Below are 24,212 nucleotides of genomic sequence, written 5' to 3'. Positions count from 1 at the left end.
TCCGGGGTCGGCCTACTCGGCCCCGTCCCTCGACCCAGCGAGCTCGTCCAGCTGCCTCACGACGCGCTCGGTGGCGGGGATGTTGTTGATCATGACGTCCGCGATGCCGCCGGGGAACACGCGCGGAACGTACAGCCAAATGGTTCTTCCGCTGGTCAGCGCAACCCTGGCGACGGAGCGCATGTCCGCGAGAGAGGAGATTCCGACGCTCTCGACCTCGCTCAGCTCTACGCGCTCACTGTTGACCTCGATGTGGGCGCTCTCACCCAGCCCCTCAAGCGAAGCGTCTATAAATTGGATATTTGGGTCATCCTCAGACCCCTCATAATATAGAATCCTCATTCCGCATCCAGACATAGGCATCAGTTGTTTCATGTCTACTTTAGCACCTTGCTTACAGGCCACGAGAAAAATGGCGAGGTTGGGGATCTCATGCGCTTGCAAACGGAATTGATACATCGGTAAGCGGATGGGTTGTCGTTCCAATATCCAAAACTTATCAAATAATATGCGATATCACTTGGGGAGAAGTGCATACTAAACCTGGGCCCCGACGACAGCCGGGGCCCAGGTGCGGTCTTGCGCCTGTGCGGATGTGGCCTTGCGTGAGCCGCACGGCCCGTGGGACGCTACGAGATGGTGGCACGGTCCTTGCAGTCGTCGGGACCCTCGTAGCCCGTTAGCGTGGCGTTCTTGTTCTCGTCCACCGTGAAGCTGTACGAGCAGGTCTTGCGCACGGCGTCTTCCTGCCAGGCACGGGCCAAGGTGAACTTGACCGTGACGTTGCCCTTCTTCACGGTCGAGAAGTGGAAGGTGTCCTCGAGGCTCCCTCCGTCCACGTCCTTGTCGGACTTGTCGACGGTCTCCTGCGTTATGAGCTCCAGGATGGAGTTGTCCGTCTCGCACATCCAGTTGTATCCGGTCCCGGCGCCGTTGGGAAGTGTTATCTGGACGTTCTTGCCTGAGGTGGGCTTCTGGGATCCGCCCGCGCAGCCCACGAGACCCGCAAGGGCGATGGTGCCGGGAATAGCGACGAAGGCGCGGCGGGAAAGTGTTATGTCGGCATGGAGGCTTCTCACGTTCTTCTCCCTCGGGTATAAAGACAGACGTCAGGCTGCCGGCAGCGGCAGCAAGTTCCCATTATAGTTGCGTCGCATGGCACGTCGGCGTCGTGGAGGGGCCTCATGAACCTGAAACAACTCGAGTACTTTATGGCCATCGCCGAGGAGCACCAGCTGACCGCTGCCGCGAAGCGCCTTCACATCACCCAGCCGCCGCTTTCCTACGAGCTCCAGCAGCTCGAGAAGGAGCTGGGGGTCCGGCTCGTGAACCGCGGGCCCCGCATGGCGGAGCTCACCGACGCGGGAAAGCTGCTCTACATCAGGGCCGCGCAGATCATCGACGCGACCACTTCCGCCACGCGCGAGGTGAAGAGCTTCGGCAAGGGCTCGCGTGGCACGCTCTCCATCGGCATCATCTCGTCGTCCGGAGGGCTGTTCCCCACGCCGAGCATGCGCAGCTTCGCCGAGGACTACCCCGACGTGAGCTTCGAGCTGCGCGAGGGGAACACCTACGAGGTGCTCGACATGCTCGAGCGCGGTGTGGTCGACGTGGGCGTGGTGCGCACGCCGTTTCTTGTCGGCGACCTCGAGTGCCGCTACGCCAAGCCCGAGAACATGGTCGCGATTATTCCCGAGCAGATGAGCTGCGGACGCGACCCCAAGCGTGTGGCGCTCGAGGACCTCTCGGGCAAGCCACTGGCTATCTACCGCCGCTTCGAGAAGGTTATCTCAGAGCTGATGGAAGAGAGGGGGCTGCGGCTGACCCCCTCCTGCGTAAGCGATGACGCCCGCACGACCTGCGTGTGGGCGTCGAGGGGCATGGGCATAGGGCTGGTTCCGGAGTCGTTCCTCTCCACCACGCGCGTCGAGCGCGCCTCGGTCAAGGTCGTCGACTGCGAGAAGCTCGTCACGCGCATGGCCGTGGTGTGGCGCCGCGGACGCTACGTCTCGCCGCTGGTGGAGCGATTCGTCGAGCTGTTCGAGGCCGACGCGCAGGGGGCGGGCGGCGGCGAGCCGACGGGTGAGGACTAGTCCTCGCTCTCTTGCGAGGACTTTGGGGCCGTGTCCTTCTCGCCCTCCTCCTCCATGCCCTCGCGGATGTTCTTCACGGTCTTTCCAAGGGCGCTTCCGAGCTTGGGAAGGTTCTGGGGCCCAAAGATCAGCAGGGCCACAAACAGAATGACGATCATCTCTGGTACGCCGAGTCCGGCTATCATGTTGCTCTCCTTTTTTGCTGTGGCGCATGGCGCCCGGACGGAGTGCCCAGCCACGCCGGGCATGTGGCAAATCCTAGTTCGCACCTGCGGACATGTTAAATACATATCTCTCTGGGCGCGTATTCAACGCTTGAATCACGGCAGGTCGTCGTCGGTGTCAGGTCGAAGTTCGGCGCCGCCCGGCGTCCGCTTCGCGACATGCCCTCAACATGTGGAGCGCGCACTCCTTGGCCCTCCTTGGGCCCCTGGGTGCGGTAGACTTTTCGAGCGCTCGCCTGCGCGGGCGCCACGCAAGCACGTACGGACGGGCGCCCTGCGCGCCAAAGGATTGACGGTGAGTCTCCCATGATGCGAATCAGTCATGCCATTCTGCACGCCTTCGACTTCGAGAGCGGAAGTTATTCCTTCTCGCAGCGCGAGCTCGACGTATCCGAGCGCGCCATCAAGTCGTACGTCCAGAGGCATATGCGCAAGATCAGCTCGAGCGTCGAGAACAAGCACGGCCAGTTCTCGGAGGGCAGCGGGTTCGCCGACGCGCTCCACGGCTACGTAGGCGGGCAGATCGACTTCGTCGAGATCTCCCAGCAGGTCGCGCAGTACCTGTGGGAGGAGCTGCGCCGCTGCGACGACCTGGAGGAGTGCGACCTGCTGGTGTGCGACTTCACCGACACCAAGGACATGAAGGTCCGCGCCGAGGAGGCCGGAAACGGCGCCGTGGCGGAGGCCATGGTCGAGGCCGCAAACGAGGGCGAGGATGGGTTCGAGGACCTCTCGCAAGAGTTCTTTGCGGCCGTCCTGCTGCCGCGTCGTCAGGCCTTCGTCCACGAGCTCGGTTCCGACGCCGTCGGGGCTCCCTCCAACGGCATCCTCAGGCATGACTCCACGCTTCCCAACCCGACCCAGAAGGTCGACAGCTACGTCGTCGTCGACCTGTCCGACTTCTCCATCGACTTCCACGACAAGGTCCGCACGGTCGGCTCCCAGGAGCGCATGGTCATCCCCGACGGCCTGCTCCAGTGCTCCGTCCAGGCGTCCAGCAAGGAGGTCGTCGAGGCGGTCGAGAAGATCGTGGCCGACGTCGCCGAGGAGTACGGCGCCAACGTCACGGAGGCCGTGGCCCAGGCAAAGGCAGTCGTCCGCTCCAGTGCCGACCGCGAGGAGTCCTTCACGCCCGAGGAGGTCGGCCGCCAGGTCTTCGAGGACCGCCCCCAGATGAAGGAGCGCTTCGAGGAGGTCTCTCGCCAGCAGGACCTGCCCGAGGAGGTGCCCGTCAAGCGCGGCGTCGCCAACCGCCTTGCCAAGAACCACAAGATCAAGACGGACACGGGAATCGAAATCACCTTCCCGTCCCAGTACGCCGCCGACGACAACTACATCGAGTTCACGACCGACGCCGATGGATACGTGTCCATCGTCATCAAGAACGTCGGCAAGATCGAAAACAAGTAGGCGCCTCCGCCCGCGGGCGTGCGTTGGTGTCGTCGGTCATCTCGTAAATTGTGCTCTTTGCGAAGATTTGGCGTTTGCTTTTCAGGAACGTTAACAAGGTGATTCGAGTTTGTACACTCGTCGATAATTAGCCCGCAAAACGAGGGGAAGACGAGGGCGCATGCTTAGAGAGTTCATCAACCGCCACGGAAGGGCGCTTCGCGAGGGAGCTCACGACGGTCTTCCCATCGCATTGGGCTATCTTGCCGTCTCGTTCTCGCTCGGCATAGCGGCGCGTAGCGTCGGACTCGACCCCATCCAGGGCTTTCTTGCCAGCCTGCTCAACAACGCCTCGGCGGGGGAGTATGCCGCCTTCGCGCTCATGGGGGCCGGTGGCACCTACTTCGAGATGGCCATCGTCACGCTTATCGCGAACGCGCGCTATCTCCTCATGAGCTTCGCCATCTCGCAGCGCCTCGACCCAGAGGCGAGTCTCGTCCAGCGCTTCCTCGTGGGCTTTGACCTTACGGACGAGATCTTCGGAATCGCGATCGCCCGTCCCGGCAACATCGACCCGTACTACTCCTATGGAGCCATGATTCCCGCCCTCCCCGCGTGGTCCCTGGGCACGGCTCTCGGCATCGTCGTCGGCAACGTCATGCCGGCTCGCGTCGTGAGCGCGCTTTCCGTCGCGCTCTTCGGCATGTTCCTCGCCGTCATCGTGCCGCCCTCTCGCAAGAATCCCGTCGTGCGCGGCTTCGTGATCGCCAGCTTTGCCGCGAGCGCGCTCTTTGAGTTCGCCCCGCTCGTCTCTGGGCTCTCCGCAGGCACGCGCACCATCGTCCTGACCGTTTCGCTCTCCTCGGTGGCAGCCCTTCTCTTCCCCGTCAAGGACGGCGAGGCCGAGGAGCCTTCGCAGGATGAGTCGCGCGAGCGGGGACGTCTCCTCGCCTCCGATTCCGAGGCCATCGGGCAGGGCGTGCCCGAGGCTTTGGGGGACGTGGCATGAGGAACAACCCCTACGTCTACATCGCGATCATGGCTGCGGTCACGATTGCCGTCCGCGTGCTCCCCCTCACGCTCGTGAAGGGGCAGATCAAGAGCCGCTTCCTCCAGTCGTTTTTGTTCTACGTCCCCTACATCACGCTTGCGGTCATGACCTTTCCCGCCATCATCGAGGCGACGAACTCTCCCGTTGCGGGCGCGCTCGCGCTTGTGGCCGGCATAGTCGCTTCGTGGTATGGGGCGAGCCTCTTCCAGGTCGCCGTGGGCTGCTGCTCGCTGGTGTTCGTGCTCGAGCTCTTCCTCGTTCGCTAGCCTCGCGGCTCCCGTGGCAGTACCGCTTGCCGTGTTTCTCCCGAGGGTGGTCGCGTCGCGCTTTCGCGCGGGGCTAGACTAAATGGGTTGGCGGCAAGGGAGGTCACATGGCGAGTGGGTCACCAGGGCGCGGCACGGCAGAGGGACGGCATACCGAAGGCGCGGTGGGCTTCAAGCCGTATGCCTCCGCCGACACGTCCTCGGCCTTCGACGGCTCGCGCTTGCGCGGCGATGCCCATGCGACCATGGGCTCGAGCCCCTCCGAGGGCAGGGGAGTCCTCAGGTTCCTTGTGGGGCTATTCCTGTTCCTGCTTGCCCTCGCACTGATTCTTGTGGGGAAGGCCGTGGTGCTCGACGGGGCCCAGCTGACGGTGGACTCCGTAATTCAGACCATAGCCGCGTCGTTCGGGCTCTAGGGCTCGGCGCGCGCTTCTGCGGCGCGGTACCCGCCCAGGTCGCAGGCTACGCGCTCGAAGCCAAGCTCGCGCAGGCGCTTCTCGATGGCTGCCCTCGTCTTCGACTCCAGGAGTCGCGGCAGGTCCTCCTCGGGGACTTCTATCCGCGCTAGGGCGCCGCCCGCATCCTGCGGGCTGACGCGGACACAGCCGAATCCCAGCGCGCGAAGGTATGCCTCGGCCGCGCTCGCACCCGTCGCGAGTGCTCGGTCCCTGTCGCGCGGCCGCGGCGCGACCTGCGTCTCGCAGAGGCTCGAGCTGCGCTCCCATGTCGGTATCCCAAGCCTGCGCGAGAGCTCGCGCACCTCCCGGCGGTCGAGCCGCGCGTGCCTGAGCGGGCTCTTCACTCCCAGCTGGGAGAGCGCCCGCAGGCCCTGACGGTTCCTCTCGAGGTCGCTCAGGTTCGAACCCTCCGCCAAAAATGTGAACCCCTGCGCGTTCGCCACGCACTTCATCTGCGAGAAGAGCGCGCTCTTGCAGTCGTAGCAGCGCTCCTCCGCGCTCATCGCACACGTTGCCTCGGGTTCGTCGAGCAGGACGAAGACGTGAGGGACGCCAAGGTCCTTGCAGTGGCGGCGCGCCTCTTCCTGGCCGGGGGCCTCGGCGTCAGGGGGCCGCGCGGTGATCGCTATCGTGTTTCCGCCAAGCGTCTCGCTTGCGACCTTTACAAGCAAGGCGGAGTCAACTCCGCCCGAAAACGCAACGGCGACGCTCCCCAGCGACTGGATGTAGCGCTTTAGGTCGTCGAGCTTCTCTTGCAGGGTTAGGTCGTAGGCGCCCATGCTGACTCCCCTCGACGGTTCTTGTATGGAAGTGTATCCAGGGAGATGACATTTTATGCAGTCGCGTTCTGCGGCTGGCACCTCAGGGGTACCATTTAGAAAAATGCCTGTCTGGTACCAGCTGGGCGATGCTACTGTTGGCCCTGTATACCAACGCGGCCTTGGGGGAGATCGTCACGCTGGCCTACGCCCTCACATACCTGCTGACTGACGTCACGTGCCTTGCCTTGAGCCTGGCTTTGCTCGTCCGCATGTCGTCCGATTTGGGGCATAGTCCGGACGGAGAGGCGCTTCGCTGCGTGGCGTGCGCCTACCTCTCCTACCTCGTAGTGGACTTCCTGTGGTTCTTTACCGGATACGCGCTCGTTCCCGTTCCCGCCTCGGTCGCTTTCGCCGTCTCTGCGCTCAGCCTCTTCCTATTGGCGTACATGTACTATCGATGGCTCGTCTACGTCGAGGTGATGCTCGAGTCGCGCCTGCTGCAGTCAAGGGCGGTCCGCATCGCCTGCCGCCTCGCGCTTTTGTCCTGCGTCGTGGCACTCGTGGACTCTTGGTGGACGGGGGCCGTGTTCTATGTCGACGAAGCTGGGCTCTTCCAGCACGGTCCCTACTACATGCTGGTCCTGGCCCCCTCGCTCCTCTTCGTCGCCGTCTCGTTTGCGAGCATCCTGGCGTGCATCGCGAGGGTGCGCTCCCGCATCCGCTCCCTCCGCTGCCTCAACCTCATGCTCTGCGGCCTGGGGCCGCTCGTCGCGGGCTTCTCCCTCGTCGTGGCCGGCGTGTCCGGCATTGGGTCTCTGGGCATGCTCTGGGCCGTCGTCATGGCTTTTCTCTCGCGCCAGAGAGCGGACATCTACCTCGACGCCCTGACGGGACTCAATAACCGAAGTCGTGCGGACGACTACTTCGAGAGCCTCTCGTTGGAGGTGTCGGTCGACAATCCCATCCACGTGTACATCTGCGACCTCAACCACTTCAAGAGGATCAACGACGAGTTCGGCTACGCTGCGGGGGACAAGGCCCTCCTTTCGGTCGCCTCCGCCCTCAGGATGGTCGTCGAAGACGTGGGGGGTCTCGTCGCCCGCTGGGGTGGCGACGAGTTCGTCCTGATCCGAACGGGGCCGACCGCGGGGACCGTGGTGGCCGAGAGTCTGGCGAACGATGCGCTCAAAGCGGCCTGCGAGCGCGACGGGCTCGATTTCACGCTCACGCTTTGCATGGGCAGCACCGACGTATGCGATTCCCGCACCTCCCTCGACGAGGCGGTTGCCCGTGCCGACAAGGTCCTTTATGACCGCAAGATGCTCTTTCGCAAGAGGAGTGCCTTCAGCAAGGAGGGCGAGAAGTGATGGACGTCTCCTCCGTACACCTTGCCGCATTGGTATCGACCGAGGTCTTCTGCGCCCTGGGCGCACTGTTCATGGCCGTGAACGTGTCGAGTGACATGGGCTCCATGTTCGAGGTCAGATCGGTCCGCACGATGCTCCTCTGCTACGTCGCGTACTGTCTCCTGGACACCTGCTGGAATCTCATCTATGCGGGGAAGTGGACGGCCGAGCCCGTTTTGTACGCCCTTCTCTCCTGCGTCATCCTCGTTCTGATTTGCCTCATCAACTTCTGGTGGGCCGTCGGCCTCACGACGCGCCTGAGCTCCGTGCGCATCGGGCGCGCTTCCTCGATCGCCCTGCTCGCGGTGCCTCTACTTGCCCTGATCGTCCTGGTCCTGTCCTCCATGTCGACCGGACTCGTGTTCACGCTCGACTCCAGCGGCGCCTATTCGCGCGGCCGCTGGTTCTGGCTTGCCATGCTCCTGGGCAGCGCCTACGCTCTGGTGCTTTCCGTCCGCGCGATCTGGGGGCTGGCGACCGACGCCCTCCAGGAGAGGCGCGCCCTCTTTGCCGTGGTCCTGCGCTTTGCCGTCCCGCCCCTGGTCGCGGCCATGTTCGACTCCGTCTTTCCCGGCACGCCCGCCTATCCGCTCGCCCTGCTGTGCTCGTTCGTCATAGGCTTCGCCACGATGCAGGAGCGCCTTGTCCTCAACGACCCCCTGACCGGCCTCAACAACCGCCGGCGGGCCGACAAGTACCTGGCCCAGCTGTTCGCTCGCGACGACGGCGTCGAGCAAAGCCTCTTCCTGTTCGATATCGACCGCTTCAAACAGGTGAACGACGTGTACGGCCATGCCGTGGGCGACGTCGCGCTGTGCTGCGCGGCCACCGCGGCGCGTCAGACGGTCGGCCGCTTCGGCGGCTTTGCCGCGCGCTGGGGAGGGGACGAGTTCTTGCTCGTGATTGACGACGCCTCTCTTCGCGAGGGTGGTCCCGAGGCGGTCGAGAAGTACTTCCACGCCGTCCTCAACGTCCAGGCGCTTCGGGGGGAGCTTCCCGTGGCGCTCCACGCCACCTGCGGGTACACGAGGATCGTCGCCTCGGACGAGACCCCGGCCGGGGCGTTCGCGCGCGCGGACCAGATGTTGATGGAGCGAAAGGGGCTCCTGTACAAGTCGCTGGGTGTCGAGCGCCGCCTCGACTGACCCGTCGTCGAGTCCAAGGCCCCGGTTCCCCCACGCTTGACGGGATGGATGCCCCCAGAACCTGCGATTCTGCGAATGTGTCCCCGGTGCGGTGCTATTATTTTCAGTATCTATGCATGCTGGACTAACCGCGCGAACGGAGGGTCATGACGCGGCGCAAGGACAGGACAAGGGCGACGCTCGGCTTCACCATGGCCGAGATGATGGCTGCTGTCTCGATACTCGCCGTCATGATGGCCATCGCGATACCCAACCTCATGGCGATCCAGCGCAGCCTGCGCATGATGCAGCTGGATGCCGAGGCCCAGGTTGTCTACAATGCCGTGCAGAGCCGCCTCTCGGCGCTCTCGTCCACCGGACAGGCGGACATCCTCGCGGGCAGCCTCTCGTCGAAGCCTGGCAGCAAGGTGGTGGCGATGCCCGCGGACTACCCCGACAAGTCCGCCTCGTGGGAGGACTACGGGCTATTCCAGCTCTCGTCCTCCGATGAGGAGACGACGGCCTATCTCGTCACGAGCGAGGCCAACCCCATCACGTCTGCACTGCTTTCGGGGAGCTTCGTCGTCGAGGTAAGCCCCGCGACCGGCGAGGTCTACTCCGTCTACTATTGGGAGGGCGATGCGAAATGCCCCAGCGGGGGAGACGTCGACTACTCGTCCATCAGCGGCCTGCGCTCCCGAGAGGAACGCTCGCCCTATCTGATCGGGTACTACGGCGGGTCAAAGCTCACCAAGCGCGCGCGTACCGCCGAGGAGGAGCAGCGCGAGCTCTTCTCGGACCTTGACCTCTCGCTGGTCAACTCCGAGGAGCTTTACGCAAGCGTCAAGACCAAGGGCCTCGGCAAGGTCGCGGGCGACAGCCAGAGGCTGGCCTCGCTGCGCATCGACGTCACCGTCGAGGGAGAGTCGTGCCGCAACTGGGGTGCCAAGGAGGTCTGGTCGCGCTCATACTCGCCCGTCAGCGCTGACCCCAGCACGCGCATCGCGCTCTCCAACGGCGACGGCGAGCTCGACTTCATCCTGGACAGTATGCGCGACGGCCTGAGGTTCTCGGACATCGTGAAGGACGTCATGCCCGGATCCGACATCACGGTGACCGTCTCGCTCTTCTGCGACGTGGGCCAGGACGACCCCTCGCAGCCCATCCGTACGCAGGAGTTCCAGACGAACAGCCTCTACGAGAGCAGGGACACGTCGAACTCCGAGGCGCCCAAGGTCAGCGTCTCGACCCTGCGCCACCTGCGCAACCTCGACCTGCGGGCTGCCTGCGCCTCGGCCAACATCGACAACCTCGACGCGTTCACCTATGGCTTCGCGCGCTATACGGATGCCGAGGTGACGGGCGACATCGATTTCGACGGGACGACGTGGGAGCAACATCCCGAGTGCGTCTCTATCCAGAGCAGGAACGAATCGAGCGGAAACGGCTTCAACCCGCTGGCGTCCTTCTCGCCCATCTCCGCCTCGAAGGAGATGGAGGCGACGCCTTCCAACGTCATCAACGGCAACGGCCACGTGCTCAAGAACTTCAGGATTTCCAGCGACTCGAACGAGACCGGCCTGTTCGGTGACCTCTTCTGCACGGTCGACTCCCTCAACTTCGAGGACCCCGTCGTCAGCGGCAAGGGCGACGTCGGAACGCTCGTGGGCGTGCACAGGACCGGCTCCGTGCGCGACTGCCACGTATTCGAGACCGCTGACGGCAAGGGTCGGGTCTCGGGCACGGGCGACTGCGTGGGCGGCCTCGTGGGAAGAATCGAGGGCTGGAACAACATCGAGAACTGCTCGAGCGCGGTCAACGTCTTGGGCGCGAGCTACGTCGGCGGTTTGGTGGGCGATAATCCCAACAGCGTCTCGCTCGAGAACTGCAATGTCGGCTACTACAAGAACGACTTTGGCCGCAGCTGGCACGTCACCGTGACGGGCACGGGCGACTGCGTCGGAGGCATAGCCGGTCGCAACGGGTCCTCGCTCGATGGCAACCGCTCCCTCGCCGACGTCTCGGGCGCCAACTACGTTGGCGGCCTCTGCGGCTACCTGGGCGACAACGGCTCTATCAACGGCTCCATGGTGGGCGAGAAGGACGCGCCCAGGGTGGTGAGCGTCGTGGGCACCGGCAACTGCGTCGGTGGCCTTGCGGGCAGCAACTCCCAGGGCATCAACGGCTGCGCCTCGATGGCCAACGTCTCGGGCGCCAGCCACGTCGGCGGCGTCACAGGCGAGGTGCGCAGCTACAGCGCCATCTCCAACACCACGGTGGGCAACACGGCCAGCAACACGGCGGTCACCGTGGTCGGCCAGGGGGACAACGTAGGCGGCCTTGCGGGCTCGACCCCGGGTGAGGGCACGGGCGACGTCGTTCTGGCCTCGGTCTCGGGCGCCAGCAACGTTGGCGGCCTCGTGGGCGACCTCTCGTCCGGCTCGTTCAGCAACTCTCGTGTCGCCTGCCGCTCGGGCATCTCGTATGATGGCCGCGAGGTCGTGCGAGGCTCTGGCTACAACGTGGGTGGCGCGTTCGGCCGCCAGGCCGGCTCCGCCAACGGCGTCACCTCGGCGGTCGACGTCGTCGGCGGAGCCGATAACGTGGGCGGCCTCTCGGGCTGGTCCTCGGGCGCCATAAACGCGTGCTCCGTGCACCAGGACCCCGGCTCCGGCGGCACGATCGAGTACACGCGCGTGACCTCCAGCGGCAACAGCGTCGGCGGCCTCGTGGGCTACCGCGACTCGCAGAACATCAGCGGAAGCTTTGCCGCGGTCTACGTCCGCGACGGGGACAACAACGGCAACTGCTTCGGCGGACTCGTGGGCTACCACAACGACGGCGGCATCGACAACTGCTACGCCACCGGCGACGTGGGCGGTTGGTCATTCGTGGGAGGCCTCGCGGGCTACCGTAAGGGCGGCTATTGGAACCAGAACATCGCGGCCGTCAACACCTCGGGCGCCGACTACGTGGGCGGCATCGCCGGCTACGACGAGCTTCAGAGCGACTGGGGCATCCAGAACTGCACGGTCCTGGGCATGTCCCAGGGCTGGAACCACGTGGGCGCGCTTGCTGGCGGCGTCGGCAGCGGGCATGCCTACCAGCCGGGTGCCAACGTCCACTACTTGTGGAGCTCGGGCTACAACGACCACAACAACTCCTGGGAGCTCTCGTGCCGTCTGAGCTACGACCAGATGGCCGCGCAGACGCAGCCGAGGCTCTCGGTCGCGGACACCCATCCCTATTCCTCCTCGCTCGTCGGTCGCGCCTTCCCGTTCGGCGGAGTCTGGGCGAACGGGTCTCTGCTACCGTACTATGGCGACTGGCCGATCGTGGGATAGGGGGGCGAGCGATGACGTACGCATGCGAGAAGTGCAAAGGCAGGTTCGCTGGAGCCCGCGCGCTCCTGCGCGCCGACCGCGGTGCCTCCTTCATCGTCGCCCTGGTCTTCCTCTTGGTCTGCACCATGGTTGCCACCGTGGTCATCGCCTCGTCCTCGGTGAGCGTCGAGCGGAGCAAGAAGACGACCAAGGAGCAGCAGGCATACTTTGCGGTCTCCTCGGGCATCCAGACCGCGCGCTCCCTTGCCTGCGAGCGCGGCTCCATCGCCAACCTCATCCTCACGCGCGCGAAGCCTGCCGACCAGCTTGATCCCGGGACGACCTCTGACGGATCGGCCCTGGCGAACTGGGCGACCCAGGCTGCCCGGTCGATTGCGTCGGGAAGCACTTCTCCGCAGGAGATGGTCACCAAGATCGACTCTTTCACGGTGGAGGGGGCCACGGTCCCCGAGGTCAAGCTCACCTATAGCATGAAGACCGAGGGCGCCGAGCAGTACTACATCACCATCAAGGCTGAGCTTGCGGATGGCGGCGACTACGCCTACACGCTCTCGACCACCGTGCCCGCGATGCTCGAGGGAAGTACGACCGAGGGCGGGCTCGTCATCCACTGGGGACCCAATTCGACTGAGATTCCCGTGGAGTACACCGGACCCGTTGCTGGCATGAGGCTCTCTACGGAGCTTCAGGCCCAGTGCAACGTCTGGGGGACCACGCGGGACAGCTGGTATACGAACCAGTGGGCAAAATGCACCTGGAAGGCAACGGCCAACAGCGAGCTCATGGTCCTGTCCGACTCGAGTCACTATGTCTGCATGGTTTACTACCAGGGCAAGTACTACGTTCCCGTATGCACCACCCACACGGGCATAACCATCATCATCATTACGCTGCGCTACGACTACTATGGCTGGGACATGGCAGTCAAGCTTGGTAGCGGCAACTACGAGGGCAGCCTGACCGCGATGCCCGCCGACGGCACGTATTCGTGCCAGCGCCGCGCCAAGACGGTTGGCGGCGACGACGATGACTCGCAGCTGACCGGAACGAGGAACTTCGGCGTCCAGTGGGTGGAGGTGGCGTGATGCGACTTCAACGCAAAACTCAGGGCGGGCCTCCTGTCCACCACGCACCGCGATGCCGCGTCGGAAGGGGCGAGCGGGGAGAAACCCTTGCGGAGACTCTGGTTGCCATCTTGATCTGCACTCTCGCGTCCGTCATGCTCCTTGCGGCATCGGCGACCGCCGCAAGGCTCAGCAGGCAGGCGGAGGACCGCGAGGGTGACCTGTGGGAGCAGCGCCAGGCGGCCGAGTCGGACCGCTACGTGGGAAGCCGGGGGAGCGACCGAGCGACGGTGCAGGTCGACGGCCGCAGCCACACGATGCTGATCTCCGGCGGGGATGACATCGTGTCGTATCGACTCACGGGGGAGGAGCCATGATCGCGCGTCACATTGCGTCACGGCGTCTCCCAAGGTCGGGCTCCGGCTTCACGCTGGTCGAGCTTCTGGCCGCACTCCTCGTGCTCACGCTGCTGACGAGCGTGGTCGCAGTTGGCACGTCCGGCGCGCTGGACGTGTACCGACGCGAGCAGTTTGCCTCTCAGGCCCAGATGCTTTCCGGGACGGTGGACAGCTCGCTGGCCGACCCGTTCAGGTTCATGACCTCGACGCTTGCCGAGGACGGTCAGGAGGTCGACACGGTCGTCTTCCACCGTCAGACCATCTCGGCGGCTGGGGGCGTGCGGCTCGTCTCTATTGACGGCCAGCTGTACCTGCAGGGCGACCAGGGCGACTTCCCCCTGCTCAACGGGAGCGCCTACGGTAACTGCAAGATCGAGCTGGTCGACGATCCCACGGATCCCGAGGACGACTACTCTTGCACGTCCGTTTGCGTCAAGGGGGCCTACCGGATCACCGACGCGAGCGACCCGTCGCTCAGCAGGACCTATCGCTTCTACTACACGCCTCTGGGAGAGAGCTACACGCGCGAGCTTCCCATTCCCACGTCGTAGCGGCGCGCGCGAAGGCCCGCGCCGCCAGCCGACCACGACGTCAACGCTTAGGAGTTTGAAATGAAGTACACACGTCTCGGAGACCTTCTGATTGACGCGGGCGTCATCGACGAGGAGCAGCTGTCGAAGGCGCTCGCTGCGCAGAAAGAGACGCACCAGCGCCTGGGAGAGACGCTCATCTCGACCGGCGTCATCACGCGTCGCCAGCTCATCGAGGCTCTTCAGGTGCAGCTGGGAATCGACTACATCGACCTCTCCGAAATCGAGATCGATCCCGAGATGACCAAGCTCGTCCCAAGGAACCTTGCCAAGAAGAACTCGATCGTTCCGGTTCGCACGCGCGGCGACGAGCTTTACCTTGCCATGTCCGACCCCCTCAACTTCATCGCGACCGAGGAGGCACGCGCCGCCTCGCGCAAGCGCATCGTCCCCATGATTGCCACGCAGAGCGGCATCGATCACGCCATTTCGGTTCTGTACGGAACCGTCGGCGCCAAGCGCGCCATCCGAGAGATGCAGCAGGAGGCCGAGCAGTCCGACGTGAACGGGGCCTACAGCCTCGGCCTCCACACCAACGATCTCGACAACGGCCGTGGGTCGTCGGCGCCGTCCATTCGCCTTGTGGACAACATCATCGAGCGTGGCATCACCGACAGGGCCTCCGACATCCACGTCGAGCCGCAGGACGGGGGCGTGCGCGTCCGCATGCGCATCGACGGAGTCCTCCACGAGGAGTTCCAGATCCCGAAGGAGCTCCAGCAGTCTCTCACGAGCCGAATCAAGGTCATGTGCGGAATGGACGTGACCGAGAGGCGCGTGCCCCAGGACGGAAGGGCCATCGTCAGCCTGCACGGCAAGGAGGCCGACCTTCGCGTGTCGACCCTTCCCACGGTACATGGCGAGAAGATCGTCATCCGTATTCTCGACCGTGACAACAAGCTCGACACTGCCGAGGAGCTGGGGTTCTACGGACACAACCTGGAGGAGTACAACAGGCTCGTCTCGTATAGGCAGGGGGTCATCCTCCTTGTTGGCCCCACGGGCTCGGGCAAGTCCTCGACCCTCTTCACCATTATCGGTCGCCTCAACACCGAGGGAGTCAATATCATCACCCTGGAGGACCCGGTCGAGTACAGCATCGAAGGAGTCACCCAGGTCCAGGTCAACGACAAGGCCGGGACCACTTTCGCCGACGGTCTGCGCTCTGCACTGAGACAGGACCCCGACATCATCTCGGTGGGAGAGATTCGCGACTCCGAGACCGCCGACATCGCCATGCGTGCGGCAGTCACGGGGCACTTGGTCCTCTCGACCATTCACGCGAACGACGCCATCTCGACCCTCGACCGCCTGAGCGACATCGGCGTCGAGCCGTACATGCAGGCAACGGCACTTCGCGGAATCGTCAGCCAGCGCCTGGTCCGCTGCATCTGCCCCCACTGCAAGGAGGCTTACGTGCCCGACGCGGACGAGATGCGCTCAATTGGCATTGACCCTGCGGTTGTGGGTGAGGACATCAAGTTCTATCGCGGGCGTGGTTGCCCGGAGTGCTACGGCACGGGCTATCGTGGGCGCACGGTCGTGGCCGAGGTGCTGCGCGTGACTGGCGACGTGCGCGCGGCCATCCACGAGGGGGACCGCAACCTGATACTCGAGGCCGTCAGGCGGACGGACTTCGAGCCCATCAACGTGAACGCGCGCGAACTCGTCCTTTCGGGCAAGACGACCGTCAACGAGGTGCTGAGGGCGGTCTACGTGTCCGACTAGCTCGGACGGGGACACTACTGGCAGGAGCTTTCATCGGTTGGCTTTGACGGGAAGGGGAGTGACGTGAACGAACTCGAAGAGATCGTACTGGCCGCGCGTGAGGCCTCAGCCTCGGACGTGCACCTCTCGCCCGGCGCCTTCCTGCGCTTCCGTATCCACGGGAGCCTCGAGTCCCGCGGCGATGCGCCCCTGAGCGCGGAGGAGTGCGAGGGGCTGGCGCGCACGGCGCTGGGAGGGCGCTTCGACGACCTGGCACGTACGGGCGAGTACGACTGCGCCTCCGACATCGCTGGCGTCCGTGTGAGGCTGAACGCGTATCGTGTGGACGGTGGCTATGCAATGGCCCTCCGACTGCTTTCGGAGCGCATCCCCGCTATGTCCGAGCTGGGACTACCGCCCGTTGTCGCGGACTTCCCAGCGTATCAGAAGGGCATCGTCCTCGTGACAGGCGAGACGGGGTCGGGAAAGTCGACCACGCTCGCGTCAATCATCAACGAGATCAACCTCACGCGGCCAGACCACATCATCACGCTCGAAGACCCCATCGAATACGTGTACGAGTCGGCGCGAGGCCTCGTGACCCAGCGCGAGGTGGGGAGAGACACGCAAAGCTTCTCGGCGGGCCTTCGCGCCATCCTGCGCGAGGATCCTGACGTTATCCTGGTCGGTGAGATGCGCGACCTCGATACCATCGAGACCGCCCTGGTTGCCGCGGAGACCGGCCATCTGGTCTTCGCGACCCTGCACACCCAGTCCGCCGCCGACTCCGTCGACCGCCTCATTGGGTCGTTCCCCGAGGACCGCCAGAGGCAAATCCGCACGCAGCTGTCCATGACGCTCAAGGCAGTCGTCTCGCAGCAACTCCTGCCGCGCCTGGGAGGCAACGGCCGCGTCCTCGCCTGCGAGGTTATGGTGGTGAACGCTGCCATCCGCAACCTCATCCGCGAGGGCAAGACCCCGCAGATAGAGAATTCCATCGCCACGACCGCCGCCCTGGGCAACGTGACCATGGACGCCTCGATATCGAGGCTCCTGCGCAGCCGCCTGATAGACGCCCGTACGGCTGCGAGCGCCGCACGCGATTCCGATGCGTTTTTGCGCCAGGGCAGATAGCATTGATTCACCGAGGAAGGGCATACGAACGTGAAGACCTTTAAGTACACGGCACGGCGTCTCGCGTCGGAGGGCGTCCAGGAGGGCGTGGCGGAGGCCAACACCCAGGACGAGGCAATCAGCCAGCTCAAGGATCAGGGACTGATCGTCTCGGACATCGAGGAGATACAGCCCTCCCACGACATCAACCTGCGCCTGGGACCGCGCCGCGCGAAGGAGAAGTCGCTGGCCATCATGTGCAACCAGTTTGCCATCGTCTTGCGTGCGGGCCTGCCCATTGTGCGTACGATCGCGCTGGTTGCGGAGCAGACCGAGGACGGGGCCCTTAAGGCAATTCTGCTCGACGTCGCGGACGAGGTGGCGGCCGGCCATGGCCTGGCTGATGCCTTCGAGAAGCATGCCGGTGGACTTCCCGTCACCTTTATCGAGACGGTGCGCGCCGGTGAGAACTCGGGCAACCTCGACGTGGTCTTTTCGCGCCTCTCCACGTACTACGACAAGCGCTCGAAGTCCCGCTCAAAGGTCAAGAGCGCGATGATCTACCCCTCCTTCGTGATGGGCGTTGCGGTCATCGTCGTGGTCGTCATCATGGTGATGGCCGTCCCCACCTTTAAGAAGACCTTTGAGTCGATGGGCGTCGAGTTGCCGCTTCCCACCCTCGTCATGATTGCCGTGTCAGATTTCATGACGCGCTACTTTGCGGTCATATTGGGCGTCATCGTGGGAATCGTCGTAGCCATCAAGATGCTCAAGCGCTACAGCGAAGACTTCATGTTGTGGTGGTCGAGGCTTGGCACGCGGCTTCCCGTCCTGGGAAAGATCAACGTCATGAGCTCGGCGGCACAGTACGCGGGCACGATGTCAGTCATGATGGCGGCCGGACTTCCGGTCGTGCAGGCCGTCGAGGCCACCGCGCGAACGATTTCCAACCGCTACATGGCCCATGCTCTCGCAAGCATTGAGCCTGCCGTCGAATCAGGCAAGCCCGTTGCGGCATCGCTTGCCAAGACGGAGGCCTTTCCGGACTTGGCCGTCGAGATGACGGGCGTTGGCGAGGAGACGGGAACGCTTGAGAGGACCCTGGACGTCATCTCGGACTACTACGACAACGAAGTGGCTACCCAGACCGCGCGGGCGGTCGCGCTGCTCGAGCCCGCCACGATCGTGTTTCTCGCCCTGATCGTGGTCATGATCCTGCTTGCGGTCTACCTTCCCATGTTCAGCATCTACGGGAGCTACAGCTCGTAGCGGGCGCCCTGGCATCGCGTTCGGCGGACAAAACTTAACGTATTCCAAAAAAGATACTAGATTAGTGACAAAACTACATTTGGTGCTTTATAATACTACGTACGTATGGTTGAACATGGCCTCCTCCGTGTCGTATTCTTCAACGGAAGGAACGCCAATGATGGAATGGGAGGCACTGCATGGAGAAGATTATCATGGCAAAGAACGACCTCAAGAAGCGTGGCTACAAGGGCTTTACCCTGATGGAGATGCTCATCGTCGTCGCTATCATCGCTGTCCTCGTGGCAATCGCGATCCCCGTGTTCTCGGCTCAGCTCAACAACGCCAAGGTCGCTGCCGATGCGGCGAACATCCGTGGCGGCTATGCTGCAGCCACGGCTGACGTTGCGGGCAACAAGGATGCTGCTTCGGGTGACACCTACTACCTGAAGAAAGACGGTACCGTTACCCAGACCCAGAGCGAGGGCGACTTCAAGACCCAGGGCACTGCTTCCGATGCTCAGGACGTCGCCGGTCAGGACCTGACCTGGGGCGCCGACAAGAGCGTCACCTACACCTACAACGGGTCTTCGATTACGATCACGATTGGCTAGGAACTAGCCGCGTAGAACCAAGACTCTCGGCATTGGTTCTGGCCCCGCGAAGCGATTCGCGGGGCTTTTTTATGCCCTTCTCCGATAAATTTGACCCTCAACTGCTCCTGTGGCGGAGAACAAGTGCTGATAATGAAGCTCGATGACGTACAATTTCATCAGCTATGCGACGCTACGCCGCACTAACACAGCTCATACGAACCAGGGGACATCATGGCTCGCTCATTCGTTGGATTCGATATAGGGACGGACAACGTCAAGGTCGCCTTCCGCGACCGCGGCCTTCGCTTCCTGTCCAGACGCCTGCCCGAGAACGTGATGAACGAGGAGGGAATCGTCTCTCCTCAGGTCATGGCGGAATTCCTCAAGAAGCTTCGCGTCGAGGAGGGCATCCGTGACAGGGACTGCGCCATCGTCCTGACCGAGCAGCGCTCGTACTTCAGGCATGTCTCGCTGCCACCGATGACCACGTCCGAGCTCAAGATCAACCTCCCGTACGAGTTCCGCGACTTTATCACCGAGGACCCGGACGCCTACGCCTACGACTATGCCGTTGATGACATGGTCTGCGACGAAGATGGCAGGCTGGCGCGCATGGAGCTCTACGCCTCTGCGGTCAGGCGCAGTGTCATGGACACCTACGCCGACATCCTCAAGCACGCGGGGTTTAGGCTTCGCGTCGTGACGCCCTCCTCGATGGCGTACATGCACCTGATGCACGCCCACAACGTCGAGCATCCCGAGGACGCCGGCCGCGACATCGTCGTGGTGGACATTGGCTACAACCAGATGAACATCTCGCTGTTCGAGGACGACCGGTTCATGGGATCGCGCGTGGTCGACTCGGGATGCGTCGACGTCGACTCTGCCATTGCCGAGATGAGGGACGTCGACCTCCACGTGGCGGGAACCTATCGCGACTCGAACTTCGAGGGCGTTCTGGACACGGACCGCTGCCGCTCCGTGTTCGACCGTCTTGTGTTCGAGGTCAGCAAGGTCGTCAACTTCTACAACTTCAGCAACCCCGACAAGGACATCAAAGGCATCTACCTCTCCGGAGGCGGAGCGGCCATCCCGCAGCTCGTGAGCGCCATGGGCATGGACTTCGACTATCCCGTCTGGTACGTCAACGCGTTCATGCCTGACGAGGTACGCACCAGAACCGACAACATCGTGTGCTCGCTGGCCTACGCGGCGCTCGTGGCTGGAGAGGAGGCTTCTCGTGGCGCTTGATCTTGGCAAAAAGATAAGCCTTGACCTCCTGACGAAGAGGGGCCGCAACAAGGTGGAGTACCCCACCAAGAGGACGATGAACCTCTATCAGGTGGAGGGCTCCGGTGCCGTTCGGCGTCGCGTCATAGTGACTGCCGTGGGAATTGCGGTCGCGGCCATACTCTTCCTGAACTTCGCCGTGTTCGGCCCCCTGGCGAACGTCGCCAAGAAGCAGTCGGAGCTTGCGAAGGTTCGCGCTGATCTCGAGCCTGTCCAGCAACGCGTCCAGGAATACGACGACATCCTGAGCGAGTACGAGGCATATGCCCCCATTAGCAGCTCATCCGGAGTGGACGCAATGGGCGTGCTCGACATGGTCGAGTCAAAGGTCAGGCCCAACTGCACCGTCAACCAGGTGTCCCTCGAGGACACCAAGCTGACCATCACGCTCTCCAACGTCTCGCTGGAAAGCGTCGGCTCCATCGCCAAGGAGCTTGGCCAGCAGGAGGGCGTCGACAGCGTCTCGGTCTCGACGGCCCAGTCGAGCGACGAGTCGACGGGCGTCGTCGCGACCGTGACCGTCAGACTCAAGGTATCTGGCAGCTCGAGCGAAACGGGGGAGAAGTAGATGCTTACGTACACATTCTCTCGCCGCGAGAAGGTTCTGATGGTCTTTCTGGCCATCTTTCTCATCCTCGTCGTCTGGTACCAGTTCGTGTTCACCGCGACGCAGGAGCAGCTTGCCGACCTGACGTCGCAGATCGATGCCGCGAACGACCAGATAGTCACCGACACGCTCAAGATCAAGAAGATCGACGAGATGGAGGACGCAATCGCAAAGTACAAGGCTGAGGGCACCGTTCCTGCCGTTGTCCCCGAGTACGACAACGTCCAGGCGCTCATGGCGAGCCTGAACGCGGTCCTTTCGGGAACCGCTGACTACGACATGACCTTCGAGGACGTCGCTGTCAACGAATCGGGACTCGTGCAGCGAGGCGTCCAGCTCTCGTTTGAGTGCGGCTCCTACGAGCAGGCGCGCTCCGTCCTCGACGCGCTCGTGAACAGCGGCTTTCCCTGCTCTGTGGACGAGTACACCATCACGGACAACGAGGCGCAGCGATCGGGTAACGCCCGCAACGCCGGCTCGGGCTCGGGCACAAAGCAGCAGCCCTTCTCGGTTGACGTCCATCTGACGTTCTATGAGAAGGGCAACGACTCCGTTCCCGCCGACGTGGCCCAGGCGACGGGGTCTGCAAGCGGCGGAAACGACCTCTCGAATTCCCTTGGCTAGGCCGTCATGCTCTTCTCGACTCCTCTCATAACCGGGTACTCGCTGCTCGTCACCGGCCTTTTCGGCCTGGTGATGGGCAGCTTTCTGAACTGCCTCGCGTGGCGGCTCACGCACGGCGAGAGCGTGCTGCGCGGAAGGAGCCACTGCATCTCGTGTGGGCACGTGCTTGCCGCGCGCGACCTCGTGCCGGTGCTCAGCTGGCTTTTCACGAGGGGGAGGTGCCGCTACTGTCACGAGCGCATTCCCGCTCGCTACCCCCTGACCGAGCTCTTGTGTGCGGCCCTGTACCTGTCCGTCGTCGTGCGCTACGACCTCACGCTCGAGACCGTCGAGATGCTGGTCTTCGCGAGTACGCTTCTTGTCCTCTCGCTCACGGACCTTGACGAGTGCATCATCCCCAACTCCTGCGTTGCCGTGGCCGTCGCCGCGCGCGCCCTCTACGGGCTGGCCCTCCTTGCGACTGGCTCCCTTCCCGCGGGCTTTGACATCGTCTCGGCCGTTGGTTACTACGTGGGCGCTGCCGTCGGGGTTCTGGTTGCGCTTATCGCGCTCGCGCTCGTTATGGACCGCGTGCTTGGCCGCGACAGTATCGGCGGAGGAGACGTCAAGCTCCTTGCGGTTGCCGCCCTCTACTTTGGTGGCAGCCAGCTGCTGCTTGTGGTGTTCGTCTCCTGCGTGTTGGGCATCGTCTTCGGGCTCGCGCGGATGGGCGCGGGCGACGAGGCCGACGACGCGGAGACCGTGGATTCGGAAGCCGTGGATGAGGAAGCCCCCGAGCGGGTGGACCCCCACGCCTTCCCCTGGGGGCCCTCCATCGCCCTTGCCTGCTGGTTCTGCATGCTCTTCGGCGAGCAGCTCGTTGGCATGTACCTGGGATTGTTTGCGCTGTAGACGCGGTCCTAGCCGCCCATCCCGAAGACGCCCCTCCAGAAGCTCAGGAAGCCGTCCCACCAGTTGCCCGATCCGCCTTGGGACTCTGTCGCCTCTCGTTGGCCTGACGCGGCGCTTCCATCCATTGAGAATGCCGTCTGCGTTCCGTACTCCTCGTCGAACGCGCTGCGATCGATGGCCTCGCTTGCAAGGGACCCGGCCGCCGAGGCGTCGTAGTCCGTGGAGTAGCTACCCGAAACGGTGACGGTGATGCCGGAGTCTCCCTGCACGACCGTCTTGCCGCCGGCCATGATCGTGACCGTCTTGCCGTTGGTGTCGACCACCCTTCCTCCGCTCTCGACCGTCAAGTTCGATACAGTCGAGTCGGCCGCCACGACCCAGCTCGAGCTGGAGTCGACGCTTACGCTCAGGGGGCTGTCGCTGGTGGACGCTGTGGCGTTCTCGCTGATCTCTGCCGCTCCCGTCCAGGTCGTTCCCTCTGTCAGGAAGACGTCCACCTGGCTGATGGTGTCTGACTCGATGTTGCCCTCGAGCGTCTGGCCTATGCCCGTGAGCCTGGCGGTCGCGCCGTTCTTGCCTGCGGTGCCCCAGCCGTTCGAGTCGTTTCCCGCGGCAATCAGGAGGCTCGCGGCGCTTGAGTCGAAGTCGAGCGTGGTGTTAGAGAGCACGATGTCTGCCGACGTGTTGGTGAGGTAGAACATCGACCCGGATGCGATCGCACTTCTCAGCGTCGAGTCCTTGGCCTGGAAGGTCGCCGTCTTTCCGGTCGAAGCCTCGGCGTCGCCTGAGGTGGACTGATAGATGATGATGCCGTCGGCGATGGGGTCGGACGCGCTCTTGCCCTCGAGCGTGCCCTCGAGCGTCGAGTTGCCGATCAAGACAGTGTTTAGTCCCTCCATTGCAACGAGCTGGCTTCCCGTGGCGGTGCCCGCGCACCCGTTCAGCTCGATGTCGCCGGTCGAGTACACCAGGGGAGAGCCGACGCCGGCCGTTCGGAGGGTGGAGTTCGTGACGCTGACGCGTCCGCCTCCGCGGTCCGTCGCGCAGGCTGCGCAGTGCGCGCCCGCGGTCTCGATCGAGAGGCCGTTTGCCACGATGGTCCCGCCGTAGGTTGCATCGAGCCCGCGTGAGTTGTCCGCACTGGTGCGTATCGTCACGCCGTTCGCCCAGATGGTTCCCGAGTCCGTGGCGAACAGCGCGTTCGAGCCTGTGGAGTCCGAGGTCAGCGTGCTGTCGGAGACCTTCGCGAGCGAGCCTTCGCCCACGGAGAGCAGGATTGAGTTGACGCCGTAGAAGTTGCACCTGTCGCCGTCGCCGTCGTCGCCCGTCTTGCCCAGCGTCGAGCCCGAGACAGTGAGGGTGCCGCCGTTCTGGACGAGCGCGGCCACAAGGTCCGACGCCGTGGACGTCGCGATCTGGTCCTCGGAACTCACGCTCTCGCCGTCGGCCGTGAGCGTGCCCGCATAGCTTCCCTGGTAGTCAAACGACTGCGCGTCTGTCTGTCCCGTGCCGCCGGGGGCCTGCGCGTCCGGCGCGTCAGAGGGAGAAACGCCGGGGGTGCTGCTTGCGCCCGCTCCGTCGGGTGAGTCGCCTTCGGGCTTTGCGGGAGGCGCGCCCTCGTCCGGCTGGGCGCGCTGCCCCTCCGCGGCCGTCGCAGAGCCCGCCGAGCTTCCGTCGGACTCCAATGCAATCGCTGGCGCGGGGAAGGGCGACAGCACGAGCGCTCCGGTCGTGACGAGGACTCCCATGCGCGTCAGGGCCTGCTGTCGTCCCGCATGGCCTCGGCTCCTGAGGCATCCCTCGCTGAGCATGCGCTGGGTCGCCCTGACGTCCATGTTCGTTTTGTCCTGCGTTGGCCGTCCTGAAGTGGTCATTGGAGTCTCCTCTCGTCGCTTCCTTGATGTCAAAGTACCAACTTCGACGCCACTCAAGACTCCTACCGGGTCCGATGCTACGAGGGAAGCATGA

General features: G+C 63.9%; 24 protein-coding genes. 19 read left to right on the top strand and 5 right to left on the bottom strand.

Annotation, left to right across the window (positions count from 1 at the left end):
* Window positions 1-12: 12 nt before the first annotated feature.
* Both B5D13_RS03475 and B5D13_RS03470 read right to left on the bottom strand, forming a co-directional pair.
* Window positions 13-342 carry a hypothetical protein gene (locus tag B5D13_RS03475; protein ID WP_143327743.1) on the bottom strand — a complete coding sequence of 110 codons (330 nt, stop codon included), beginning with the start codon at window positions 340-342 and terminating at the stop codon, window positions 13-15.
* Between the two features lie 287 nt (window positions 343-629).
* A complete protein-coding gene (locus B5D13_RS03470; RefSeq protein WP_159443979.1) occupies window positions 630-1,079 on the bottom strand; it encodes a protease inhibitor I42 family protein in 450 nt (149 codons plus the stop codon).
* 105 nt (window positions 1,080-1,184) lie between these two features.
* Here B5D13_RS03470 and B5D13_RS03465 point away from each other — a divergent pair, with 105 nt between their 5' ends.
* Entirely contained in the window at window positions 1,185-2,093 is a 909-nt protein-coding gene (locus B5D13_RS03465; protein ID WP_078686942.1) for a LysR family transcriptional regulator, read from the top strand.
* On the opposite strand, the gene tatA is transcribed toward B5D13_RS03465, so the two are convergent.
* Entirely contained in the window at window positions 2,090-2,278 is a 189-nt protein-coding gene (gene tatA, locus B5D13_RS03460; protein ID WP_078686941.1) for a twin-arginine translocase TatA/TatE family subunit, read from the bottom strand. The two genes, B5D13_RS03465 and tatA, sit on opposite strands and share 4 nt — an antisense overlap.
* Before the next feature lie 345 nt (window positions 2,279-2,623).
* Between tatA and B5D13_RS03455 the strand changes: the two genes are divergently transcribed.
* From B5D13_RS03455 to B5D13_RS03440, 4 genes are all read left to right on the top strand, one after another.
* Entirely contained in the window at window positions 2,624-3,727 is a 1,104-nt protein-coding gene (locus B5D13_RS03455; protein ID WP_078686940.1) for a nucleoid-associated protein, read from the top strand.
* A gap of 160 nt (window positions 3,728-3,887) precedes the next feature.
* Entirely contained in the window at window positions 3,888-4,715 is an 828-nt protein-coding gene (locus tag B5D13_RS03450; protein ID WP_078686939.1) for an AzlC family ABC transporter permease, read from the top strand.
* Window positions 4,712-5,023 (top strand): AzlD domain-containing protein, encoded by a 312-nt coding sequence (locus B5D13_RS03445; protein ID WP_078686938.1) that lies wholly within the window; start codon window positions 4,712-4,714, stop codon window positions 5,021-5,023. Before B5D13_RS03450 ends, B5D13_RS03445 begins: the two co-directional genes overlap by 4 nt.
* Before the next feature lie 107 nt (window positions 5,024-5,130).
* Window positions 5,131-5,439: a hypothetical protein gene (locus B5D13_RS03440; protein ID WP_078686937.1), complete on the top strand. Its 309-nt coding sequence runs from the start codon at window positions 5,131-5,133 to the stop codon at window positions 5,437-5,439.
* Here the strand turns inward: B5D13_RS03440 and larE are convergent.
* The gene (larE, locus tag B5D13_RS03435; protein ID WP_078686936.1) at window positions 5,436-6,260 is read right to left on the bottom strand and encodes an ATP-dependent sacrificial sulfur transferase LarE; all 825 of its coding nucleotides are present in this window, start codon (window positions 6,258-6,260) and stop codon (window positions 5,436-5,438) included. The two genes, B5D13_RS03440 and larE, sit on opposite strands and share 4 nt — an antisense overlap.
* A gap of 137 nt (window positions 6,261-6,397) precedes the next feature.
* On the opposite strand from larE, the gene B5D13_RS03430 reads away from it, so the two are divergent.
* The 14 genes from B5D13_RS03430 to B5D13_RS03365 all read left to right on the top strand — a co-directional run bounded on the left by B5D13_RS03430 (window position 6,398) and on the right by B5D13_RS03365 (window position 22,244).
* The gene (locus tag B5D13_RS03430) at window positions 6,398-7,609 is read left to right on the top strand and encodes a GGDEF domain-containing protein (protein WP_159443978.1); all 1,212 of its coding nucleotides are present in this window, start codon (window positions 6,398-6,400) and stop codon (window positions 7,607-7,609) included.
* A complete protein-coding gene (locus B5D13_RS03425; RefSeq protein ID WP_078686934.1) occupies window positions 7,609-8,793 on the top strand; it encodes a GGDEF domain-containing protein in 1,185 nt (394 codons plus the stop codon). The genes B5D13_RS03430 and B5D13_RS03425 overlap by 1 nt, the downstream gene beginning before the upstream one ends.
* 146 nt (window positions 8,794-8,939) lie before the next feature.
* The gene (locus B5D13_RS03420) at window positions 8,940-12,116 is read left to right on the top strand and encodes a type II secretion system protein (RefSeq protein WP_078686933.1); all 3,177 of its coding nucleotides are present in this window, start codon (window positions 8,940-8,942) and stop codon (window positions 12,114-12,116) included.
* A gap of 11 nt (window positions 12,117-12,127) precedes the next feature.
* Entirely contained in the window at window positions 12,128-13,201 is a 1,074-nt protein-coding gene (locus tag B5D13_RS03415) for a hypothetical protein (protein ID WP_078686932.1), read from the top strand.
* A gap of 110 nt (window positions 13,202-13,311) precedes the next feature.
* Complete coding sequence (locus B5D13_RS03410) at window positions 13,312-13,557, top strand: hypothetical protein (RefSeq protein WP_143327741.1); 246 nt, start codon at window positions 13,312-13,314, stop codon at window positions 13,555-13,557.
* Complete coding sequence (locus tag B5D13_RS03405; protein WP_078686930.1) at window positions 13,554-14,129, top strand: prepilin-type N-terminal cleavage/methylation domain-containing protein; 576 nt, start codon at window positions 13,554-13,556, stop codon at window positions 14,127-14,129. The genes B5D13_RS03410 and B5D13_RS03405 overlap by 4 nt, the downstream gene beginning before the upstream one ends.
* Window positions 14,130-14,189: 60 nt before the next feature.
* Window positions 14,190-15,896 carry a GspE/PulE family protein gene (locus B5D13_RS03400; protein ID WP_078686929.1) on the top strand — a complete coding sequence of 569 codons (1,707 nt, stop codon included), beginning with the start codon at window positions 14,190-14,192 and terminating at the stop codon, window positions 15,894-15,896.
* Window positions 15,897-15,959: 63 nt separating this feature from the next.
* Window positions 15,960-17,009 carry a type IV pilus twitching motility protein PilT gene (locus B5D13_RS03395; RefSeq protein ID WP_078686928.1) on the top strand — a complete coding sequence of 350 codons (1,050 nt, stop codon included), beginning with the start codon at window positions 15,960-15,962 and terminating at the stop codon, window positions 17,007-17,009.
* A 30-nt stretch (window positions 17,010-17,039) separates the two neighbouring features.
* A complete protein-coding gene (locus B5D13_RS03390; protein WP_078686927.1) occupies window positions 17,040-18,257 on the top strand; it encodes a type II secretion system F family protein in 1,218 nt (405 codons plus the stop codon).
* A gap of 179 nt (window positions 18,258-18,436) precedes the next feature.
* On the top strand, window positions 18,437-18,850 hold the full coding sequence (locus B5D13_RS03385; protein WP_200802602.1) for a competence type IV pilus major pilin ComGC: 414 nt from the start codon (window positions 18,437-18,439) through the stop codon (window positions 18,848-18,850).
* A 213-nt stretch (window positions 18,851-19,063) separates the two neighbouring features.
* On the top strand, window positions 19,064-20,083 hold the full coding sequence (pilM, locus tag B5D13_RS03380) for a pilus assembly protein PilM (RefSeq protein WP_078686926.1): 1,020 nt from the start codon (window positions 19,064-19,066) through the stop codon (window positions 20,081-20,083).
* Window positions 20,073-20,690 carry a hypothetical protein gene (locus B5D13_RS03375; RefSeq protein WP_078686925.1) on the top strand — a complete coding sequence of 206 codons (618 nt, stop codon included), beginning with the start codon at window positions 20,073-20,075 and terminating at the stop codon, window positions 20,688-20,690. The genes pilM and B5D13_RS03375 overlap by 11 nt, the downstream gene beginning before the upstream one ends.
* Window positions 20,691-21,353, top strand: coding sequence for a hypothetical protein (locus tag B5D13_RS03370; RefSeq protein WP_078686924.1), 663 nt, complete (start codon window positions 20,691-20,693; stop codon window positions 21,351-21,353). It begins immediately after the preceding gene.
* Between the two features lie 6 nt (window positions 21,354-21,359).
* A complete protein-coding gene (locus B5D13_RS03365; protein WP_078686923.1) occupies window positions 21,360-22,244 on the top strand; it encodes a prepilin peptidase in 885 nt (294 codons plus the stop codon).
* 8 nt (window positions 22,245-22,252) lie between these two features.
* Here the strand turns inward: B5D13_RS03365 and B5D13_RS03360 are convergent, their stop codons facing one another.
* The gene (locus tag B5D13_RS03360; protein WP_078686922.1) at window positions 22,253-24,118 is read right to left on the bottom strand and encodes a hypothetical protein; all 1,866 of its coding nucleotides are present in this window, start codon (window positions 24,116-24,118) and stop codon (window positions 22,253-22,255) included.
* Window positions 24,119-24,212: the final 94 nt, after the last annotated feature.

This window comes from Olsenella sp. KH1P3, assembly GCF_900167315.1.
GTDB lineage: Bacteria > Actinomycetota > Coriobacteriia > Coriobacteriales > Atopobiaceae > Olsenella_J > Olsenella_J umbonata_A.
The sequence above is the reverse complement of the archived record's forward strand: the minus strand, read 5'-3'. Positions and strand labels throughout refer to the sequence as shown.

What these genes read in the sequence shown, in the direction of transcription:
- B5D13_RS03405 (WP_078686930.1), top strand. Translation starts at nt 13,554, where the DNA reads ATGATCGCGCGTCACATTGCGTCACGGCGTCTCCCAAGGTCGGGCTCC.
- B5D13_RS03425 (WP_078686934.1), top strand. Translation starts at nt 7,609, where the DNA reads ATGGACGTCTCCTCCGTACACCTTGCCGCATTGGTATCGACCGAGGTC.
- B5D13_RS03475 (WP_143327743.1), bottom strand. Translation starts at nt 342, where the DNA reads ATGAGGATTCTATATTATGAGGGGTCTGAGGATGACCCAAATATCCAA.
- B5D13_RS03415 (WP_078686932.1), top strand. Translation starts at nt 12,128, where the DNA reads ATGACGTACGCATGCGAGAAGTGCAAAGGCAGGTTCGCTGGAGCCCGC.
- B5D13_RS03370 (WP_078686924.1), top strand. Translation starts at nt 20,691, where the DNA reads ATGCTTACGTACACATTCTCTCGCCGCGAGAAGGTTCTGATGGTCTTT.
- B5D13_RS03440 (WP_078686937.1), top strand. Translation starts at nt 5,131, where the DNA reads ATGGCGAGTGGGTCACCAGGGCGCGGCACGGCAGAGGGACGGCATACC.
- B5D13_RS03360 (WP_078686922.1), bottom strand. Translation starts at nt 24,118, where the DNA reads ATGACCACTTCAGGACGGCCAACGCAGGACAAAACGAACATGGACGTC.
- B5D13_RS03445 (WP_078686938.1), top strand. Translation starts at nt 4,712, where the DNA reads ATGAGGAACAACCCCTACGTCTACATCGCGATCATGGCTGCGGTCACG.
- B5D13_RS03420 (WP_078686933.1), top strand. Translation starts at nt 8,940, where the DNA reads ATGACGCGGCGCAAGGACAGGACAAGGGCGACGCTCGGCTTCACCATG.
- B5D13_RS03400 (WP_078686929.1), top strand. Translation starts at nt 14,190, where the DNA reads ATGAAGTACACACGTCTCGGAGACCTTCTGATTGACGCGGGCGTCATC.
- tatA (WP_078686941.1), bottom strand. Translation starts at nt 2,278, where the DNA reads ATGATAGCCGGACTCGGCGTACCAGAGATGATCGTCATTCTGTTTGTG.
- B5D13_RS03465 (WP_078686942.1), top strand. Translation starts at nt 1,185, where the DNA reads ATGAACCTGAAACAACTCGAGTACTTTATGGCCATCGCCGAGGAGCAC.
- B5D13_RS03455 (WP_078686940.1), top strand. Translation starts at nt 2,624, where the DNA reads ATGATGCGAATCAGTCATGCCATTCTGCACGCCTTCGACTTCGAGAGC.
- B5D13_RS03385 (WP_200802602.1), top strand. Translation starts at nt 18,437, where the DNA reads ATGGAGAAGATTATCATGGCAAAGAACGACCTCAAGAAGCGTGGCTAC.
- pilM (WP_078686926.1), top strand. Translation starts at nt 19,064, where the DNA reads ATGGCTCGCTCATTCGTTGGATTCGATATAGGGACGGACAACGTCAAG.
- B5D13_RS03365 (WP_078686923.1), top strand. Translation starts at nt 21,360, where the DNA reads ATGCTCTTCTCGACTCCTCTCATAACCGGGTACTCGCTGCTCGTCACC.
- B5D13_RS03450 (WP_078686939.1), top strand. Translation starts at nt 3,888, where the DNA reads ATGCTTAGAGAGTTCATCAACCGCCACGGAAGGGCGCTTCGCGAGGGA.
- larE (WP_078686936.1), bottom strand. Translation starts at nt 6,260, where the DNA reads ATGGGCGCCTACGACCTAACCCTGCAAGAGAAGCTCGACGACCTAAAG.